The sequence below is a fragment of the Bacillus altitudinis 41KF2b genome, from assembly GCF_000691145.1.
Lineage (GTDB): Bacteria > Bacillota > Bacilli > Bacillales > Bacillaceae > Bacillus > Bacillus altitudinis.
This window is the reverse complement of record NZ_ASJC01000001.1, coordinates 616,041-635,047: the sequence shown is the minus strand read 5'-3', so window position 1 is coordinate 635,047 and position 19,007 is coordinate 616,041. Positions and strand designations below refer to the sequence as shown.

The 19,007-nt window shown below is 40.7% G+C and carries 15 protein-coding genes; all 15 read right to left on the bottom strand.

What is annotated here, in order from left to right:
• Positions 1–73: 73 nt before the first annotated feature.
• Positions 74–3,118, bottom strand: coding sequence for an efflux RND transporter permease subunit (locus tag BA79_RS03200; protein ID WP_035700808.1), 3,045 nt, complete (start codon positions 3,116–3,118; stop codon positions 74–76).
• A 203-nt stretch (positions 3,119–3,321) separates the two neighbouring features.
• Complete coding sequence (gene spoVS, locus BA79_RS03195) at positions 3,322–3,582, bottom strand: stage V sporulation protein SpoVS (protein WP_003211281.1); 261 nt, start codon at positions 3,580–3,582, stop codon at positions 3,322–3,324.
• A gap of 202 nt (positions 3,583–3,784) precedes the next feature.
• Positions 3,785–4,579, bottom strand: a complete 795-nt coding sequence (locus BA79_RS03190) for a TIGR00282 family metallophosphoesterase (RefSeq protein ID WP_008344680.1) — start codon at positions 4,577–4,579, stop codon at positions 3,785–3,787.
• 89 nt (positions 4,580–4,668) lie between these two features.
• The gene (rny, locus tag BA79_RS03185; RefSeq protein WP_003211958.1) at positions 4,669–6,231 is read right to left on the bottom strand and encodes a ribonuclease Y; all 1,563 of its coding nucleotides are present in this window, start codon (positions 6,229–6,231) and stop codon (positions 4,669–4,671) included.
• Positions 6,232–6,531: 300 nt separating this feature from the next.
• On the bottom strand, positions 6,532–7,575 hold the full coding sequence (gene recA, locus BA79_RS03180; protein WP_007499478.1) for a recombinase RecA: 1,044 nt from the start codon (positions 7,573–7,575) through the stop codon (positions 6,532–6,534).
• Positions 7,576–7,752: 177 nt separating this feature from the next.
• Positions 7,753–9,003 carry a competence/damage-inducible protein A gene (locus BA79_RS03175; RefSeq protein WP_007499480.1) on the bottom strand — a complete coding sequence of 417 codons (1,251 nt, stop codon included), beginning with the start codon at positions 9,001–9,003 and terminating at the stop codon, positions 7,753–7,755.
• A gap of 16 nt (positions 9,004–9,019) precedes the next feature.
• A complete protein-coding gene (pgsA, locus tag BA79_RS03170; protein ID WP_008344688.1) occupies positions 9,020–9,601 on the bottom strand; it encodes a CDP-diacylglycerol--glycerol-3-phosphate 3-phosphatidyltransferase in 582 nt (193 codons plus the stop codon).
• Between the two features lie 73 nt (positions 9,602–9,674).
• Positions 9,675–10,586 (bottom strand): helix-turn-helix domain-containing protein, encoded by a 912-nt coding sequence (locus tag BA79_RS03165; RefSeq protein WP_008344690.1) that lies wholly within the window; start codon positions 10,584–10,586, stop codon positions 9,675–9,677.
• Between the two features lie 23 nt (positions 10,587–10,609).
• A complete protein-coding gene (locus tag BA79_RS03160; protein WP_003211480.1) occupies positions 10,610–11,401 on the bottom strand; it encodes a DUF3388 domain-containing protein in 792 nt (263 codons plus the stop codon).
• Between the two features lie 131 nt (positions 11,402–11,532).
• Positions 11,533–11,790 (bottom strand): DUF3243 domain-containing protein, encoded by a 258-nt coding sequence (locus tag BA79_RS03155; protein ID WP_008344693.1) that lies wholly within the window; start codon positions 11,788–11,790, stop codon positions 11,533–11,535.
• A gap of 73 nt (positions 11,791–11,863) precedes the next feature.
• Entirely contained in the window at positions 11,864–12,592 is a 729-nt protein-coding gene (gene ymfI, locus BA79_RS03150) for an elongation factor P 5-aminopentanone reductase (RefSeq protein WP_035700804.1), read from the bottom strand.
• 29 nt (positions 12,593–12,621) lie between these two features.
• Positions 12,622–15,741 (bottom strand): MMPL family transporter, encoded by a 3,120-nt coding sequence (locus BA79_RS03145; RefSeq protein WP_008344698.1) that lies wholly within the window; start codon positions 15,739–15,741, stop codon positions 12,622–12,624.
• Positions 15,719–16,195, bottom strand: coding sequence for a MarR family winged helix-turn-helix transcriptional regulator (locus BA79_RS03140; protein ID WP_007499493.1), 477 nt, complete (start codon positions 16,193–16,195; stop codon positions 15,719–15,721). The genes BA79_RS03145 and BA79_RS03140 overlap by 23 nt, the downstream gene beginning before the upstream one ends.
• Before the next feature lie 151 nt (positions 16,196–16,346).
• Positions 16,347–17,639: an EF-P 5-aminopentanol modification-associated protein YfmH gene (yfmH, locus tag BA79_RS03135; protein ID WP_008344700.1), complete on the bottom strand. Its 1,293-nt coding sequence runs from the start codon at positions 17,637–17,639 to the stop codon at positions 16,347–16,349.
• Positions 17,636–18,916, bottom strand: coding sequence for an EF-P 5-aminopentanol modification-associated protein YfmF (gene yfmF, locus BA79_RS03130; protein ID WP_008344702.1), 1,281 nt, complete (start codon positions 18,914–18,916; stop codon positions 17,636–17,638). Before yfmF ends, yfmH begins: the two co-directional genes overlap by 4 nt.
• Between the last annotated feature and the right edge of the window lie 91 nt (positions 18,917–19,007).

Sequence of the window (19,007 nt, the reverse complement as noted above, 5' to 3'; positions counted from 1 at the left end):
TCCACATATTTTTTTAGATATTTTTCTAAAAAAAAGCAAATCTCCTTTTATTCGGAGATTTGCTTTTAAGTTGTCAGCGTTTTTTTGAAACGGCTACATATAAAGCCGGCACAATCAGTAGTGTCAGAATCGTTGAGAAAAAGACACCTGATACGATGCAGATCGCTAGCGGCTTAAAGAGTGGGTCATTACTTAAAGCAACGGGCATAAGAGCGACAAGTGCTGTAAATGCTGTCAGCAAAATAGGTCTAATCCTTGCTCTCCCCGCTTCAATCACAGCTGCCTGTTGATCGAGACCTTGCTTGCGCCTCTGTTCAATAAATTCAAACAAAACGACCGCATTTCGGACAACAATACCTGCCAATGAGACAATCCCCATTGTGGCCATAAAGCTAAACGGCGTTTGAGTGACAAATAGTCCAATAATGGCGCCGGATATCGCTAAGTAAACCGTTCCAAGAACTAAAAGCGGAAGCATGAGTGAATTGAACTGGAAAGCGATGGTCACATAAATGAGCAGAAGGACTACCCCAAATAAGAGACTAATTTCAATAAAGAATTGGGTTTGATCTTCATTTTCTCCGCCCTGAGAAATGGTCAAATTCTTCGCTGCATCGCTTTTCCCAACTTCATTTACGACTTCTGTCATATCCTCTTTAAACGTATCTGATGTACCAGGATATGCCTTTAACGTGATCGTCGGCATCCCGTTTTCATGAGGAATGCTTTCATACTGCTCTGTTTCTTTTTCCTTTACATATCGGCTAAGCGGCTCCAATTGAGGAATGCCACCCTCATTTGCACTCACAGGCACCTTGATGTCTTTTAGCTTCAGTCCGTTTTGATGTGTGCTCATGTCTTGTTTCACTACGAGGTCGATGTCATCTGTTCCTTGTTTAAAGGTGCCTAATGGAATTCCTTCTGTAACAAGGCCAAGCTGTCTGCTGACAAACTGAGCAGTGAGCCCATCCTCTGCCATTCGGTCACGATTTAATTCAAATGAGATGGTTTTCACCGGCTGATTGACATCGTCTGTGATCAGGCTCGCTCCGCTTTCTTTCATTTCTTTTGTGAGCTTCTCTTTCACATCCACGAGTTTTGAAAATTGTTCTCCTGCAACAGTGACGGTCACAGGCGCTCCCGTTGGTGGTCCTTGAACAATGGTTTTCATAAAGATATCAGCATCTTTAAATTTCTTTCGCAATGGCTCTGTCATACGATCGATCAATGCTTTGCTTGTCATCTGCTCATTGTCTACTCTGACAACAACCTGACCCGTATGATCACTTGCGTTTGAGATACTTTCATTAAACAAGTTCGGCACACCGCCGCCTGCAAAAATGGCCGTCTCTTCAATGCCTTTTTGCTGTTTGATCTCTTGTTCTATTTTCTCTAAAGTTTCATTTGTTTTATCTAAGGTTGTTTCACTTGGAAGTGTCACAGTGACAACCACCTCTTTCTTATTCGCCGCAGGGAAAAACTCAAATGGTGTGGCGAAAATAAGCAAAAAGGCAAGTGTGGCAATGAGCAAACCACTTAATCCAATGAGAAGTGGTCGCTTCACGATGTTTGTCAGTACTCGATCTGCATAAAAATCAGCTAATCTTTTTAATGGTTTGCCTAAAAAGCCCGGTTCTTTTTGAATCTTCTTGTTCTTTCTTTTTCGGTTTGCTGTATATTGATACACTGGCACAAGTGTCAATGAAATGACCATTGACGCAAGTACAGTTGTGACTAGAACAGACGGTAACGCTCGAATAAATGAACCGTTCGCACCAGAAAGGAAAACAAGCGGCAAGAAGGCAAAGACAACAGCCAGTGTTGACGTTAAAATAGATCCAGCCACTTCTTTTACACCTGCAATGGTTCCTTTAAGCGGACTTTCGTATTTTTTCATCTGCCTCAAAATATTATCGTTGACGACAATGGCGTCATCTACAAGTATCCCTAGCGCAATGATAAAGCCAATAATTGAAATTTGATTAAGGTCCACTTGTAAAAACGGCAGCGGGATGGTTCCGATCGTTATGGATAGCGGAATCGCAAGTGAAACGATAAACGCACCACCAATGGTTAGACCAAGTGTGGTGACGACAATGACGGCGATGACGGCCACGATCGCTTCTTTGATTAAATCGTTAAAAATAGCATCTACTTCACTTTTTTGTGAATAGTAGTCTATCCAATCCACACCATTTGGCAGCTCTTTCTCTTTTTCAATGACCGCATTGACTTTGTCATACATTTTAGGAATATCCAGTCCTGGCTTGATATTGACTGTAAATGAATAGGCTGGCTTTCCGTTATATGAAACGATATCGCTTTTCTCTTTTTCTACTTCTTTTAAACGACCAAGCTCACCGATTGTAACAGGCTTGCGGCTCGTTTTTGAGAAAATCTCAATCTTTTTGATTTGATCTAAACGATCATAGGCATCAATGGACAGCTTGACCTTTTCTCCATCTGCCTGGACGTCACCTAGAGGGGATGTGCCAAATTCTTGATTGATGGCATTTGTGACATCGGTCACGTTTAACCCGTTATCCTCCAGTTTACTTGAATCCAAGTTCAATATGGCTTGTTTGTCATTGAATCCTTTGATGACAACACCATCAACACCTTTGATGTCCTCCACTTTTTCTTTTAACGCACGCAGCGATTTCTGACTTTTTGCTAAATCAGATGATTTACTTGCTACAATCATATAAGAACCAACTGGCACATTGCCAAACTCATCCTTTACATCTGGCTCCATCACACCATCTGGAAAAGAAGAGGCGGCATTTGAGGTTTCACTCTTGATTTGACTTGCCACCTTTTGAAAATCGGCTTGATCATCAATTTCAAGCACAATATTTGAGAAACCAATAGTAGAAACAGAGCTTGTCTTCTCTACACCATTGATATCAGAAATGGCCGACTCGAGCTTATTGGTGACATCACTTTCTACCTGTTTTGCATCAGCACCAGGGAAAACAGTCGAAATGGTTACAATATTTGCTTGAAACTCTGGCAGTTCTCGTTTAGGAAGCTGTGTAAACAAATAACCTCCAGCAATGAGAACGATAAAAAATAAAATAAAAACAAGCTTTCCTCTTTTTAAAAAAGCTTCGATCATTATTTCACCTACTTAAATATTTATTTTTGATGAAGTATTTTCAACTTAATCTTAATTTATCATCATGGTGAAAAAATGCAAGCTCTAATATGTCATTTTCTATCTATTTTGTGAAAGAAATATGTTATATGAGAAATGTATAGCGGTAAACAAAAACAACCTGCTTACATGATGTAAGCAGGTTGAAAATAATAAAATTAGAATTATCGTGGTTCAACAATCAGTTTGATTGCTGTTCTTTCTTCTCCATCGATAAGAATGTCAGTAAAGGCTGGAATGCATATCAAATCCACTCCGCTAGGCGCAACAAATCCCCTTGCAATGGCGACAGCCTTGACCGCCTGATTCAGTGCTCCAGCGCCGATAGCCTGTATTTCCGCTGCACCGCGTTCACGTAAAACGCCGGCTAATGCTCCTGCTACTGAATTTGGATTTGACTTTGCTGAAACTTTTAAAATTTCCATTTTTGCTCCCCCTTAAATTTACAATGGATAAGTGAGTGTTCATTAGAACAATCTTTGTTAGATGTTGCTATTTTTTTGAAAATCCATCCCCAAAATGTTTTTCAAAAATAGCAGGCTACCTACCATTTTTACTATATTCACGATAGAGGGCGCATATTCCTTCTTTCTGATTAATATTTTTCTGAAATAAATATGTGAATATTTATTCAAAGAAAATATGGTCATCATTTATCAAAATTCGATCAATTTTGACAGCTTTTTTCGACGATTCGTCAATTTCTACGATCACTGCACTTAATGTCGTGCGGCCTTCTGCAATTTCAAAACGGACAGGGAGGCTCGTTTTAAATCGTTTAATAATCGTTTCCCGATCAACACCTAAAATACCGTCATAAGGACCAGTCATGCCAACATCCGAAATATAAGCAGTTCCTTTTGGCAAGACGCGGTTATCTGCTGTTTGAACATGTGTATGCGTTCCAACGACACATGATGCACGACCATCTGTATACCAACCCATTGCTTGCTTTTCACTTGTGGCTTCACCATGAAAGTCAATAAAAATAAACGGTGTACGTTTTGAAGCTTCTGCTATGAGCTCATCTACTTTTTGAAATGGGCAGTCAATCGGAGGTAAAAATGTGCGGCCTTGCAAGTTGATGACAGCTAGTTCTTTACCTTGTTTTTTAATAAAAGTGAGCCCTTTCCCTGGTGTACCTTGCGGGAAGTTTGCCGGACGAACAATATGGGGTGCATCATCGATGAAATCGAAAATGTCTCTTTTATCCCATGTATGGTTCCCCATCGTGAGCACATCAGCCCCAGCTTGAAGCAGCTCATGATAGATTTTTTCAGTAAGACCTTTCCCATGAGCCGCATTTTCTCCATTGACAATCGTAAAGTGTGGCTGATATTTTTTCTTTAGCTTTGGCAAGTATTCTTTCAGTGTATCTCTGCCAGGTGAACCAACGATATCTCCAACAAATAATATTTTCATACGTTTTGAACCCTTTCTCTTATAAAATGATCTTCTTATCAGTGTTGCATATTTACACAAAAAAATAAAGCGGCGCTAAGCGCACCGCTCTATTTTGCATACTCTACTGCGCGAGTTTCTCGAATAACTGTCACTTTAATGTGACCAGGGTAATCGAGCTCGTCCTCAATCCGCTTACGAATATCCCTTGCTAGACGGTGAGCTTCAAGATCATTAATTGAATCTGGCTTCACCATAATACGCACTTCACGTCCAGCTTGTATCGCAAACGATTTTTCAACACCTTCATAAGATTCAGAGATGTCTTCTAATTTCTCAAGTCTCCGAATGTAATTTTCAAGCGTCTCACTTCTTGCACCAGGGCGTGCTGCAGATAATGCATCGGCTGCCGCAACAAGAACAGCGATAATAGATGTCGGTTCTTGGTCACCATGGTGAGATGCAATACTGTTGATGACAACAGGATGCTCTTTATATTTCGTCGCAAGCTCAACGCCAATTTCCACGTGGCTTCCTTCTACTTCATGATCAATGGCTTTTCCAATGTCATGCAGAAGACCTGCTCGTTTTGCAAGCTTTGCATCTTCTCCAAGCTCTGAAGCCATGAGACCTGCAAGATGTGCAACCTCAATTGAATGCTTCAGGACATTTTGTCCATAACTAGTACGGAATTTTAAGCGACCGAGAATTTTGATGAGATCCGGATGCAAACCGTGAACTCCGACTTCAAATGTCGTTTGCTCACCCATCTCGCGGATATAATCATCGACTTCACGGCGTGATTTTTCCACCATTTCTTCAATTCGTGCAGGATGAATACGTCCATCCTGGACTAGCTTGTCCAGAGCTATCCTCGCTGTTTCACGTCTTATCGGATCAAAGCCCGATAAGATGACAGCTTCAGGTGTATCATCAATGATCAGGTCAATACCTGTTAACGTTTCTAACGTACGGATATTTCGTCCCTCACGTCCGATAATACGACCTTTCATCTCATCATTTGGAAGATTGACTACAGATACTGTTGTTTCAGCTACATGATCAGCTGCACAACGCTGTAACGCAAGTGAAAGAATGTTTTTCGCTTTTTTATCAGCCTCTTCTTTCGCCCGGTTTTCAGATTCTTTCGTCATGACTGCAATGTCGTGGGAAAGCTCATTTTCAACTTGATCCAGAATGATTTGTTTCGCTTCATCTCGAGTTAGACTAGAAATACGCTCCAACTCAGCTTTCTGCAAACGAATCATATCATCCACTTTGCTTTCCATCTCTTCAATATGTTGTTGTCGTTCATTCAGAGAATGATCTCTCTTCTCCAACAGGGACTCCCGTTTATCTAAAGATTCGTCCTTGCGATCAAGGTTTTCCTCTTTTTGAAGTAAACGGTTTTCTTGTCTTTGAAGCTCATTACGTCTTTCACGAACTTCTTGCTCCGCCTCTACACGAAACGAATGAATTTCATCTTTCGCTTCTAAGAGTGCTTCTTTCTTCAATGCTTCCGCATCACGCTTTGCATCCTCAACAATTTGTTCGGCCATGTTTCTTGCGCCGGATATTTTTGCTTCTGCAATGGTTTTACGAACAAAGTAGCCAACAACTAAACAGATTAGGCTCAGCAAAATGGAGATGATCGTAAACATCGTAGGCGACATATTTTCACCTCCTCTTGCTATGAACTTGGTTTTACAAATAAAGTGTCGGCATGTACATTGTTTTGTGTCTCAACATACAGGGCCTTCACAGGGAATGAGATCCTCACTGCCCTTGTCAAGTTTAAATTAGTTATCAATCATGTTAAGAAAAACAAGTGATACATTCCCATTGTAATTGTGTCGGAAATACTTGTCAAGCTAGTCAGACTAAGGCGTAAGTCGTTATTTCAAGCAAAGACAGAACTTTTGACCCGCTAGCTGTTATGTAATTGTAAAAAAAAGACGCTTTTCAGCGTCTTTTTAGTCATTCAATTCCAATTCTTCTTGTCCTTCTTCGTCAGTTGATTTCACTCCGTTTGTATCCAAACCGTAGTGCTCCCTGATCTGCTCTTGAATCATAAGAAGAATGTCTTTATTCTCTTTTAGGAATTGCTTCGCATTTTCACGTCCTTGTCCAAGACGTTCCTCTTGATAAGAATACCAAGCCCCGCTCTTTTGTACGATATCTAGTTCGCTTCCAAGGTCGATGATTTCTCCCTCTTTCGAGATCCCTTCACCGTACATAATGTCTACTTCGGCAATACGGAATGGCGGTGCCACTTTGTTTTTCACAACTTTAATTCTCGTTTTGTTCCCCATGATGTCGTTCCCTTGTTTCAACTGTTCAGCACGGCGTACTTCTAAACGAACAGATGAATAGAACTTAAGTGCACGTCCACCAGGCGTTGTTTCAGGATTACCAAACATAACCCCTACTTTTTCACGAATTTGGTTAATAAAGATCGCAATTGTTTTTGATTTGTTGATAGCACCAGATAGTTTACGAAGTGCTTGAGACATCAAACGTGCTTGAAGACCAACGTGTGAATCTCCCATGTCTCCTTCGATCTCTGCTTTTGGTACAAGAGCAGCTACTGAGTCAATGACAACAATATCAACTGCACCACTACGAACAAGTGCTTCTGCAATTTCAAGTGCTTGTTCTCCTGTATCCGGCTGAGAAAGCAATAACTCATCAATGTTGACACCTAATTTTTGAGCGTAAACTGGATCTAGCGCATGCTCCGCATCGATAAATGCAGCTTGTCCTCCCTGCTGCTGAACCTCAGCAATCGCATGAAGTGCTACTGTCGTTTTACCAGAACTCTCTGGACCATATACTTCAATAATACGGCCGCGAGGGTATCCACCTATTCCAAGCGCAGTATCAAGTGCTAACGAACCACTAGGTACTGTTGAAATACGTGTATCTGTTTGCTCTCCTAGTTTCATAATAGAGCCTTTACCAAACTGTTTTTCTATTTGTTTAAGAGCCATATCTAAGGCTGCTTGACGATCACTCATTCTATTGTTTCCTCCTTTATCAATTCCACTATCTATACTATACCTTGTTTTACGTCATTTGCCAAGAAAAAAACGAACACATATTCGATTTTTTCTTGGCAGATTATTTAAGAAAAGAGCTGTTTCTATTAGAAAAAACGCTCTTTTATAAAGGAGTAAACCTCATAAAAACCAAAATTAACTTTCTTTTAATAATTTGAGAAGGTGGTGCAAACCATATTTCACAGCACGCTTGCGAATGCCTGATCGGCTGCCAGTAAACATCCATTCAAACACGTCTGTCTGATCTTTTGTCGATAGCCCGATAAATACTTTTCCAACCGGCTGTCCTTCGTGTGGTTCAGGACCTGCCACACCTGTAAAGCTAATACCGATATCGCTTCCCGTCAGTTTTCTAACGCCTTCTGCGAGCTCTAACGCACACTCTTTGCTGACAGCACCATGAGAAGACAATGTTTCTTCACGGCAGCCCAGCACTTGCTGCTTGACTTGATTTGTGTAACAAACCACACTACCGTTTAAAATGGATGATGCCCCTTCGAGATCTGTCAGCCACTCTGAAAACATACCACCAGTCAGGCTTTCAGCTGCTGCTACTGTTTTCCCGTGTTCATGCAAGGCCTTTGAAGCTTCAAAGGCAAGAGATGTATCACCATATCCGTAGAAGTACTCGCCGACCCGTTCTAAAATTTGTGCTTCTGTTTCTTTTAACAGACGCTCTGTTTCTTTTTCATCCTCATGCTTGGCTGTCAGCCTTAGCGTCACTTCCCCGTCAGCTGCAAGCGGTGCAATCGTCGGATTGGTCTGTGCATCAATTAAATCTTCAAGATCTGTTTCCAGCTGAGATTCACCGATGCCAAAGAAACGCAAGACAACAGACACGATTTTTTCCTTTAGGCCGAGTTTTTCAGAAATAAGCGGCTTCGCTTCGTTTTCAAACATCGGATGCAATTCACTTGGCGGTCCAGGGAGCAGAATGTAAAACGTATCTCCCTCTTGTATAAACATACCAGGTGCCATTCCGAAACGGTTTACGAGCACATCAGATCCCTCTAGAACGAGCGCCTGTTTACGGTTGTTCGGTGACATATCACGTCCGGTTTTACGGAAGTATTCTTGAATAGACTCAAATGCTTCTTCATTTAGCACAAGCTCTTTACCGAGCGTACTCGCAATGGTTTCTTTTGTTAAATCATCTTTCGTTGGTCCAAGACCCCCTGAGAAGATAATAAAATTCGATCTTTCCTGTGCCACTTGAATGGCCCTTTTTAAACGCTCTGGATTGTCACCAACTGCTGTGTGGTAATAAACATTCACACCAATTTCAGCTAGTTGTTTGCTGATGAATTGTGCATTCGTATTCGTAATTTGCCCTAGCAAAAGTTCGGAACCGACTGCAATAATTTCTGCTTTTCTCTCTGACTTCAAAGCGTACACGTCCTTTTTAGTTAGAATTCTTTAAGGCTTCCCAGTTTTTCGCAAAGTAATCCCAGCCTGAGACAACAGTGAAGAACACCGCTACCCACATAGCAAGATCACCAAATGGGAATGATACAAGTTCAAACGGCAGGTTATGCAAAAGAAGTGCCGAAATCGCAATGATTTGCGCCCACGTCTTCACTTTTCCAAGCATATTGGCTGCGACCACTTCACCGCCTCCAGCTAAGACAAGCCTTAGGCCTGTTACAGCAAATTCACGGCTAATGATCACAATTGCCATCCATGCCGGTGTGAGATTGTATTGAACAAGTATAATTAAAGCCGCTGAAACAAGCAATTTATCTGCAAGCGGATCTAAAAATTTACCAAAGTTTGTGACTAAATTGAGCTTACGTGCATAGTAACCATCAATCCAGTCGGTTGTCGAAGCGACAATAAACAAGATCGCTCCAACAAGGTGAGTGACTTCGATGCTGACGTCACCAAAGCGCGCAACACCCCAATCTAATGGAGCAAGCATAATCAACATAAACACAGGAATCAAGGCGATCCTAGAAAGAGTAATTTTATTCGGTAAGTTAAACATGAATTCCAATCCTCCAATAAGGCATTTTTTTATGTATATAATAGTAGGAACAAAAGAAAAGTCATCTACTTGCTTAAGATGACTTTTCCTTTCCTTTATTCACAATCACAATGTTTTGTGTCATGGTGTTTTTAGGGTCTAATTCGTACTTCAGCGTTTCGTCATTGACTTTAATATCGATTCCCGATGCATTTCCTAAGCGAATATCGACTTGGGAAAGATCAGTCAAGTCTGTTTTAAACGATTCGCCATCTTTCAATTCACCCATCTTCAGCACTTTTCCAGATTCGTCTCTCACACGAAGCCATGAAGCTTGTGAGGCAGAAATGGTTAGCTCCATCTCTTCTGCACCTGATACTTCATACGTTGTCGTAGAACCCTCTGTATTCGTCGCCTTCAAAGAAACATCTTCATCGTCTTTAGATGAATCCTTTGAGGAATCGTCTTTTTCAGATGATTTTTCTTGATCATCTGACGAAGCTTTTTCCTTTTTCTTTTGATCCTTTGCAAGCGATGAATCCTTAGACACTTCGTATTTTGATTCTGATTGCTGAGGAGCCGCCTGATTATTTTTTTGTCCGCTATCATGATTAACCGCTTGAACGATCACATAAATGATAGCGATCACCACAAGGATCCCTCCAATGATTAAAATCGTCGGAAGCAGCTCCAGTACCTTTGAGGCAGGCTTTGGCAGCTCTCGTTGCGGTTTAATATTTGATAATTTATCAGACACTTCATCGTTATACGTGCTTGGTACATCTTTACGAAACTCTTCGAACAATTGTTCAGGATTCAGTCCAACGGCTTCGGCATATTGTTTAATAAACGCTCTGACGTAAAATTTACCTGGAATGATATCATAGTTTCCTTGTTCTATTGCTAGCAAATAGCGCTTTTGGATTTTGGTAGCCGCCATCAAATCCTCCAGCGACATCCCTTTTTCCTCTCTGGCCTCAACGAGCCGTTTTCCCAATTCAGTCAAAACAAACACCTACCATTACCATATTAAAAATCGAAGCCAGAAAAACCAGAATGATCAAATACTTGTGGTTCTTCTGCGTGCTCGTATGTAATTTCTTCGTCTGCACTATTACGCAATTCAATGATGTAGTCGAAATCATCCATTGTATATTCTGAATTTTGAATAAAGATATCTGGATGCTCTACCACCTTTGTAGCAGGCAGTCTCATAATTTCTCTTAAAAGCTGCAAGTGCTTTTCAGAACCTCTTCTTGTCGACACAATCCCATCAATAATAAAGACGTTATCTGGGCTGTATTCATCTGCAATCAGCTGACTGCGAATGGTCTGTTTCAAAAGAGTCGACGATACAAACAGCCACCTCTTACTTGCACATACACTTGAAGCAACAATTGATTCTGTTTTTCCAACCCGCGGCATTCCGCGAATTCCAATCAATTTATGTCCTTCTTTTTTAAATAATTCAGCCATAAAATCGACAAGTAGACCAAGCTCGTCCCTTTCAAAACGGAACGTCTTTTTGTCATCCGCATCACGCTGAATGTATCTTCCATGACGAACAGCTAAACGGTCACGAAGTTTTGGCTGTCTTAGTTTCGTTACTTTTATCGTTTCCATTGTATTTAAAATTGATTCAAGCCGCTTAATTTGGTCTGTGTGGTCACATCGAAGAAGCATGCCGCGTCTTGATACATCAACACCATTAATTGTCACAATATTAATTGAAAGCATCCCCATTAAAGAAGAAATGTCTCCTAAAAGTCCGGGACGGTTCACCTGTATCTCATATTCAAAATACCATTCGAGCTTTGCCAAATGATATTACCCCCTTCATTGTGGCAAATTTTTACCTTCCTTTATCATAAAGCATTTTCACATTTTTAGAAAGCACAATGTTGCTAAACGGTTAAAATAAAAAGAGAGGCACAAACGACCTCTCTTTTTGTTTAGTGCGAGCTATTATTTTCAACTAGCTTGACCATCATGTTTGCAATGGCACGCTGCTCATCTTCTGATGCAACGCTCCAAAGGTCAGAAAGTACTCTTTCTTGCTCATTCTTTGCTTCAACTTCATTAGCCAGGTATCCGCCAATTTCATACGCAAGGTTATTGATGGTATCATCTGATAAACCTTTATCCTGTGCATGATTTAAACGGTCACCTAAAAAGTTTTTCCAATGGTCCCAGCTCTCAAGTACAGACATGTCGATTCCTCCATTCGAAAAGATGAATTACAGCCATAGCTTTTGTCATGGAGAGACGAATTATACACGTTTTTTAACAGTACCAGCCGCCATTGACAGATAAAATTTGACCTGTGATATAACTTGACTGCTTGGAGGCAAGAAACCAAATGGCATCGGCTATCTCTTCAGGTGCGGCAAGACGGCCTAGTGGAATCTCCTCTTCCATCATCGCAAGGTCTTCTTGTGTGAAGCTTTTCATCATATCAGTCTGAACCGCACCTGGTGAGACTGCATTTGCTCTAATTCCACTTGGGGCAAGCTCTTTGGCAAGCCCCTTAATGAAGGCATTTTGAGCACCCTTGACCATACTGTACAGTACTTCACACGAGGCACCCGTTTCCCCCCATATTGAGCTAACTGCAATAATATGTCCTGACTTTTTTTGAATCATGGCAGGCAAAATGGATTGGGTAAGCTCATATGGACTTGTCACATGAAGATGCACCATGCTGGCTAGAACTTCTTTTTCAGTATCTGTCACTAAACCAACATGACTCTTTCCGCTATTTAAAACAAGAATATCTGGATCAAGCGGCAGGCGGCTGACAAGCTCTGCTGCTCCGCCTGTTTTCGCTAAATCAGCTTGGACGACGCACGTTTCTACTTGATATGTTTCTTTGAGATCAGCGGAAAGACGACTAGTCGCTTGTTCATTTTGATGATAATGGAGCATCAGATGGCAGCCTTCTTGGGCAAGCTTTTTGGCTGTCGCCTGCCCAATTCCGCCACTGGCACCAGTAATCAGTGCCCAACGACTCATACTTTGTTCCTACTTTCTTTATGGAATCCTTATTCTTTTCGTTTAAATGGGAACCAATTGGCTGAACCGAACAATTTGACCATCACAGGTACGAACAATGGTAGCACAACGAGTGCATACAATAAAAGCCCTGTGAGAACAAGTGTTGCAATCTGTAAGAGTGACAATACACCTGATGGCAGCATCGCTGCAAATGTTCCTGCCAAAATGACGGCAGCAGACATAATAACAGATCCCATATTTTTCATTGATTCAGTCATGGCAAACTGGATGTCTTTTGTTTTGTATTCATTGAACCGTTCCATTAAGAAAATCGAATAATCGACTCCAAGCGCCATTAAGATGACAAAGCCAAAGAATGGAACAGCCCAGTTGATGCCCGGATATCCGAAGAAATGGGTGAAAATAAATTCTGTTACACCAATGGCGGTAAAGTACGTTAAAATCAGCGATCCAACTAAGTAAAGCGGCATCACGAGAGAACGGAAGAGAATCACTAGTATTAAGAAAATACCGATCATCATGTAAAGAACCGTCTTATTGAAGTCTTGGTCTGACAGCTGTTTTAAATCAGCGTTCATACTTGAAACACCAGATACGCCAAATGAAACATCTTTTAGGTTTGTTTCAGGAAGTGCACGTTTGACCGAAGCTTCTACTTGTTTAATTGTTTTCATGGCGTCGTTTCCATAAGGATTGTCTTCTAAAATGACGTCAATCTTTGTCATTTTGCGGTCATCAGACATATAGGAATCGAACACTTGCTTGAATGCTTTGTTTTTCAGGACATCTTTTGGAATAAACCAACCGGCCATGTCTTGATCTGGCGCGTTTTTCAGTTCATCTAAGTAGTCTCCTGCACCCATTAAGCCGTTTGAAATTTTCTCAAGGCCGTCGACACTTTTGTTTAGACCATCCGTCAGCTTGGTCAGATCGTCACCAAAGCCGCCAATTTTTTCTTTCATTTGTTTTTGACCATTAATGATGTCGCCGGCTCCATTTGCAAGTTTAGGCATACCATCAGCTAACTGCCCTTGGCCTTTAGACGTTTGATCTAGCCCGTTTTCAATGGCTTCTAAGCCAGCAATCAGCTCATCAATTTGATTTGTAAACACTTTTTGCTGCTCTGAAGCTTTTGCGATAAAAGCATCTGCTGCTTCAAGCTGTTTTTTTGCTTCTTTTGCTTGTTTTGCATAGCTGTCAGCCTGTTTGGCTCCTTCTTGCAAGGTAGTAGAAAGTTCCTTATATGAAGCTTTGATGGCTTGATATGATTGATTTTCTTTCACTTGCGGAATTTGCTGCTCAAGTGTACTGAATTGTTTATTCGCTTGACTGATCAAAGCTTTCACATCCGCTGCGGCAGAGGATGACGTATCGACTTGTGCCAATGCGGCTTTTAATTCTTTGGAAATGCTTTTATACAGTGCCACTTGCTGATTCACTTGTGCGACTTGATCTGTTAATTCCTTTTTCGCACCCTTTATTCTTTCTTTAATTTCAGAAACGCCTTTTTTGTTTTGATCGATATAGGTTTGCAGTTCTCTCATCGTTTTTTCGACGTTTTGAATACCTGATTTTACGGATTCGGTTCCAGAAATCAATTTGTTAATGCCTTTTCCTGATGCTTTAATTTGTGGTGTTTGATCCTCGATGGATTTACTCATGGTTGTAAGAGCATCTTGGATCTTTTTCAACCCTTCGTTACTTTTATCAAGCCCGCTATTTAGCTCTTTGGCTTGAGATTTCACGTACAGATCATTCAGCCCTTTACCAACAGGACGAGTGGCACTTCTCACTTTACTCACGCCATCTGTTTGTTCAATGGCGCGGCTTAGTTTTTCAACAGCAATCAGACCTTCGTTATTGTCTAAAAGATCGGATGATTTCACGACAACGGTTGCTGGAAGAGCTTCACCTGGTCCAAATTTGTCAGAGATCGTATTAAATGCATTGACGGATTCGTATTTATTGCCGATTTCGTCTAGGTTGTTATATGAAAGTGTTCCTTTATACATAAGAATCGCTGGAAGGGTAATAATTGCAACGATTAGCAAGCTGAGAAGTGGTTTCTTAAATGAAAAACGACCGGCTGTTTCCCACATTTTCGATTGTGGGTGGGCAATATCGCCTTTGATCGGCCAAAATAACACTTTTCCTAAAACCGCCATAAAGAATGGAACGACAGTGAGCAGTGCCACAATTAACACGGCAACACCAACCGCCACGGCGACAGCTGATTTATACAGTTGGAATTCAGCTAAACCGATACATGTAAAACCAATGAGGACAGCAATTCCGCTGAATAAAACGGTTTTACCTGCCGTCTTATATGTTGTAATAATCGCCTCAATCTTATCTTTTCCGTGAGATAGTTCTTCTTTAAACCGGCTTAGCAACAGGATGCAGTAGTCGGTTCCAATCCCAAACATGATGGCGACCATAAAAATTTGGGTAAAGGTCGAGAGCGGAAAATCAACATACTTTACTAGGTAAGCCACAATGGATTGACTGACCAAATAGGAAAGCGCCACGGCCACTAAAGGAACGAACGGTGCCACTGCGGATCTAAAGACAAGCACAAGAACAATTAAAATAAACCCAATTGTAATGAATTCTGTTTTTTTCAGACCTTCTTGTGAGCTTGTGATGACATCATCGTCGATTAGCGGCTGCCCTGTCATTTCAAATGTCAGGTTCAGGCTCTTAAGCTTTTCATTGACTCTTTCTTTAAAATCGGATGCTTTGATTTTGTTCGAGTCGTATGTAACTGGAACAAGAAGTGTTGTTTGATCTTTAGAGAGCATCTGTTTTTTAATATCTTTGTTTGCATCAAAATAAGAAGTGATGTCTTCAACATGGAGATCTTGATCCTTTTCTAAAATCTCCATCGCTTTCTTTAAAGAGGCTTCTCTTTCTTTGACGATATCCTTACCTTGAAAGACAATGACGATCGATTTTTCCGTATCCCCATTTTCAGACATGTTCTTTAATAATTGATCGGCGTAGGAAGAAGGATAACCATCAGGAACAGAAATCTGCCCTTTTTCTTTTGTTAATTGCGCCATATTAGGAGCGGTGATTAATAATACAGCCGCTAGTACGACCCAAAGGATCGTGATCAGCCATCTACCCTTTATGATTGCTCTCATTACTATGTTGTGCCTCCTCTTCGATGATAATCTGATAAATCTTTTCATATGTTTGAATAAATGATTCGATTTCTTTTTCATCAAACTTTTCTAAATATGACCGAACAAGATCCTGAAGCTGCTTTTCCATTCGGCTGACCACGTCTTTTCCTTCGGGCGTCACATAGAGATGAACATTTCTTCGATCAGCTTGATCATGCTCACGATAAATATAATCTTTATTAAAAAGACGATTGGTCATAGATGTCACAGCACTTTTGTTGACATTACATTCGATGGCAAGGTCTGTTGATGTACATCCTGGGTGTAAATTGATGTATCGAAGCGAGTAATATTGATCAAGTGTCAGTTCTTTATCGAGCTTTTCCGTGATCATACTCGATACTTTTTTCTCCATCATGAGATAGACGTCCGCATATCTCTGGATGAGCTGGGCAATTTTATTTTGTACCATATGCTGCTCCTTTAGTTTGATTGTTTAACTATTAAAGAGTTTAACTAATACCCAAAACAATTGTCAATCAATATCTTCGCATATAAAGCGCTTTCTTTAGCTGGACACAAAAAAGACAAACTCTTATACGTTGAGTTTGTCTTTTTTTCATTTATTTTGCTTTCGGTACGACTTTAAAAACTGACATTCTTTCTTCATCAATTTCTTCGTCTAAGATTTGCTGAATATCTGTTAATTGGATTTGCTCCAGTACTGGCACGACATCAAATAAGCTCATTTCTAAGAATGCGTATCGAGTGAATTGATTGGCGATGTACTCCGGGGAGTTCATCGCTTTTAAAAAGCTGCCAATTTTTTTCTTGCGAGCAAGTTCAATCTTTTCTTCTGTGATCAGGCTTTTTGCTTGAAGAAGCGTTTCTTTTAATTCATCTGCGAGTTGATCAGGGTCATTTGTGTCTCCGCCAACTGAAGTGAAGCCAAAACCGCCTTCTTCCGTATAATCGTAACTGAATGTCTCATCAATCAAGCCTTTTTCATACATACGCTCATATTGCAGAGAACTTTTACCAAACAATGTCTCTAAAATAAGATTCATGCCAAGCTCATGTTTGAGGAGCTGTTTTCCTTTTTTATGCGGGTTTTTCGTTTTCAAACCAAACATACATTTAGAACCTTGTACATTCATTTTCAGTTCGTATTCTTTTCGGTATACACGATCAGGTTCATTGATCTCTTTCCGCTGAATATCCGGCTGATCGGTAAATGGTTTTTTTGCCTGATTCGCTCTTACTTGGTCTAAAATTTGCGCCGGATCAACAGGACCCACTACAAAAAGAAGCATATTGCTTGGGTGATAGAACGTTTCGTAGCATTCATATAAATGGTCTTTCGTAATTGGCGCAATGCTTTCAACGGTTCCAGCAATATCAATTCTCACTGGGTGCTCTTGATAGAGGTTTTCGATCAGACCAAAGAATAAACGCCAATCTGGATTGTCATCATACATGTTGATTTCTTGACCAATGATGCCTTTTTCTTTTTCGACCGTTTTTTCAGTAAAATAAGGCTCTTGCACAAAATCAATGAGTGTTTCAAGATTCTGTTCGACATTGGCCGTGCTTGAAAATAAGTATGCCGTTCTCGTAAACGTCGTAAATGCGTTTGCGGCTGCTCCCTGTTTACTAAATGTATGAAACACATCACCATCTTCTTTTTCAAACAGCTTATGCTCTAAGAAATGGGCAATTCCATCAGGCACTCGGATCATGTCTTCTTTGCCAAGCGGCACAAATTCATTGTCAACAGAGCCATATTTTGTTGTGAAGGTTGCATATGTTTTGTTAAACCCTTGTTTTGGCAGCACATAGACGTCAAGTCCGCTGTCCATTTTTTCGTGATACACCGTCTCTTGCAGCTGATCGAATTGAATTGTTTTCACTGTCATGAAGCACCCTCCGTTCCTTTAAGAAAATAGGTCGTATCCCATTCGATTTTTTGACCCACTTTGATGATGTCCTCTTTTGTCACTCTGTCTAACGCATCTAAAAAGGAATCGAGGCTCTCCCCTGTTGGCACGACGGCATGCTGATATAAGTATTCCGCTGTTCCATAAGACGTATCAATGGTTTCGAGCAACTGGTTTTTGACGACAGCCTTTGTCTGTTCAATTGCTTCATCAGAAAAATCGCCTTTTTGCATGGCATCAAATTGTTCTTTGATGATGTCTACTGCCTGCTGATAGTTGCCGACTTCAATTCCTGACATGACCATCATCAAACCTTTAAAGCTCTCAAGTCTAGAGACAGCATAGTACGCAAGACTTGCTTTTTCCCGCACATTGATAAATAGCTTTGAATGAGAGAAGCCGCCGAATATGCCATTAAACAAATGCAGCGCCGGATAATCTTCATCCGCTATCGTTGTATGTGTGCGAAAGCCAATGTTCAGCTTTCCTTGTTTTACATCCTCTTCATCAATGACTTCTTTTGGCTCTATTTGTGATCTTGATGATTCGGTATTTTGTTTGACCGGCTCTCTTTCACTTGTTTTAAAGTATTGCGAGACCATTCGATTGATGTCTTGTTCATCAACGTCTCCCACAACATAGAGATCCAGCTGGTTGGACTGAAGTGCATGCTCGTATGCTTTAAAGAGCGCTTCTGACGTAATCGCTTCGACGTCTTCCATTTCACCATTGACGTGCAGTGCATATGGCTCACCTTTACACATTTCCTGCACAAGTCTTAAGTTTGAATAGCGCATTTTGTCATCATAAACGGCTTGAATGCGCTGTTTCAATGTTCGTTTTTCTTGCTCAACGTACAATTCATGAAATACCCCGTTTTCCACGTACGGGTGGAATAATAGTTCAGAAAGTAAGGCAATCCCTTTTTCTAGTAAAGGGGTTTGATCCTTTAAATATTTTTCATTCGCCATTTCTAGACGGAAGGTAATGATGTGATTTTCACCTTTTTTCGCCATGTCTGCGGAAACGGTCGCCCCATAGAGCTCGTCGAAATAAGCACGAAGCTCTCCCGTTTTCGGCATTTTTTCTGTTCCTCTTAATAGCACATGCGGGAAAAGAGAACGCATGGTGACGTCATCTTTGGATAAAGGCGCAAGCATTTTAAAAAGGATCGTCACGGTTTTAAATTTTTCTGTTTTGACAATATGAGTATGAAGACCAGGTGTATCAAATGTCTTCTCTTGTAAGTACGTCATGAGAAACCTCCTTTGTTCATCCTATTTATTATGTATTAGAACATAGCTGATATATACGTGAAACAGCCATTTAATAGTCATTATATCAATC

Excerpts from the sequence above, each read along its gene's own strand:
- BA79_RS03200 (WP_035700808.1), bottom strand. The coding sequence starts at position 3,118 with ATGATCGAAGCTTTTTTAAAAAGAGGAAAGCTTGTTTTTATTTTATTT.
- spoVS (WP_003211281.1), bottom strand. The coding sequence starts at position 3,582 with ATGGAAATTTTAAAAGTTTCAGCAAAGTCAAATCCAAATTCAGTAGCA.
- BA79_RS03190 (WP_008344680.1), bottom strand. The coding sequence starts at position 4,579 with ATGAAAATATTATTTGTTGGAGATATCGTTGGTTCACCTGGCAGAGAT.
- rny (WP_003211958.1), bottom strand. The coding sequence starts at position 6,231 with ATGTCGCCTACGATGTTTACGATCATCTCCATTTTGCTGAGCCTAATC.
- recA (WP_007499478.1), bottom strand. The coding sequence starts at position 7,575 with ATGAGTGATCGTCAAGCAGCCTTAGATATGGCTCTTAAACAAATAGAA.
- pgsA (WP_008344688.1), bottom strand. The coding sequence starts at position 9,601 with ATGTTTAACTTACCGAATAAAATTACTCTTTCTAGGATCGCCTTGATT.
- BA79_RS03155 (WP_008344693.1), bottom strand. The coding sequence starts at position 11,790 with ATGTCTGTACTTGAGAGCTGGGACCATTGGAAAAACTTTTTAGGTGAC.
- ymfI (WP_035700804.1), bottom strand. The coding sequence starts at position 12,592 with ATGAGTCGTTGGGCACTGATTACTGGTGCCAGTGGCGGAATTGGGCAG.
- BA79_RS03145 (WP_008344698.1), bottom strand. The coding sequence starts at position 15,741 with ATGAGAGCAATCATAAAGGGTAGATGGCTGATCACGATCCTTTGGGTC.
- BA79_RS03140 (WP_007499493.1), bottom strand. The coding sequence starts at position 16,195 with ATGGTACAAAATAAAATTGCCCAGCTCATCCAGAGATATGCGGACGTC.
- yfmH (WP_008344700.1), bottom strand. The coding sequence starts at position 17,639 with ATGACAGTGAAAACAATTCAATTCGATCAGCTGCAAGAGACGGTGTAT.
- yfmF (WP_008344702.1), bottom strand. The coding sequence starts at position 18,916 with ATGACGTACTTACAAGAGAAGACATTTGATACACCTGGTCTTCATACT.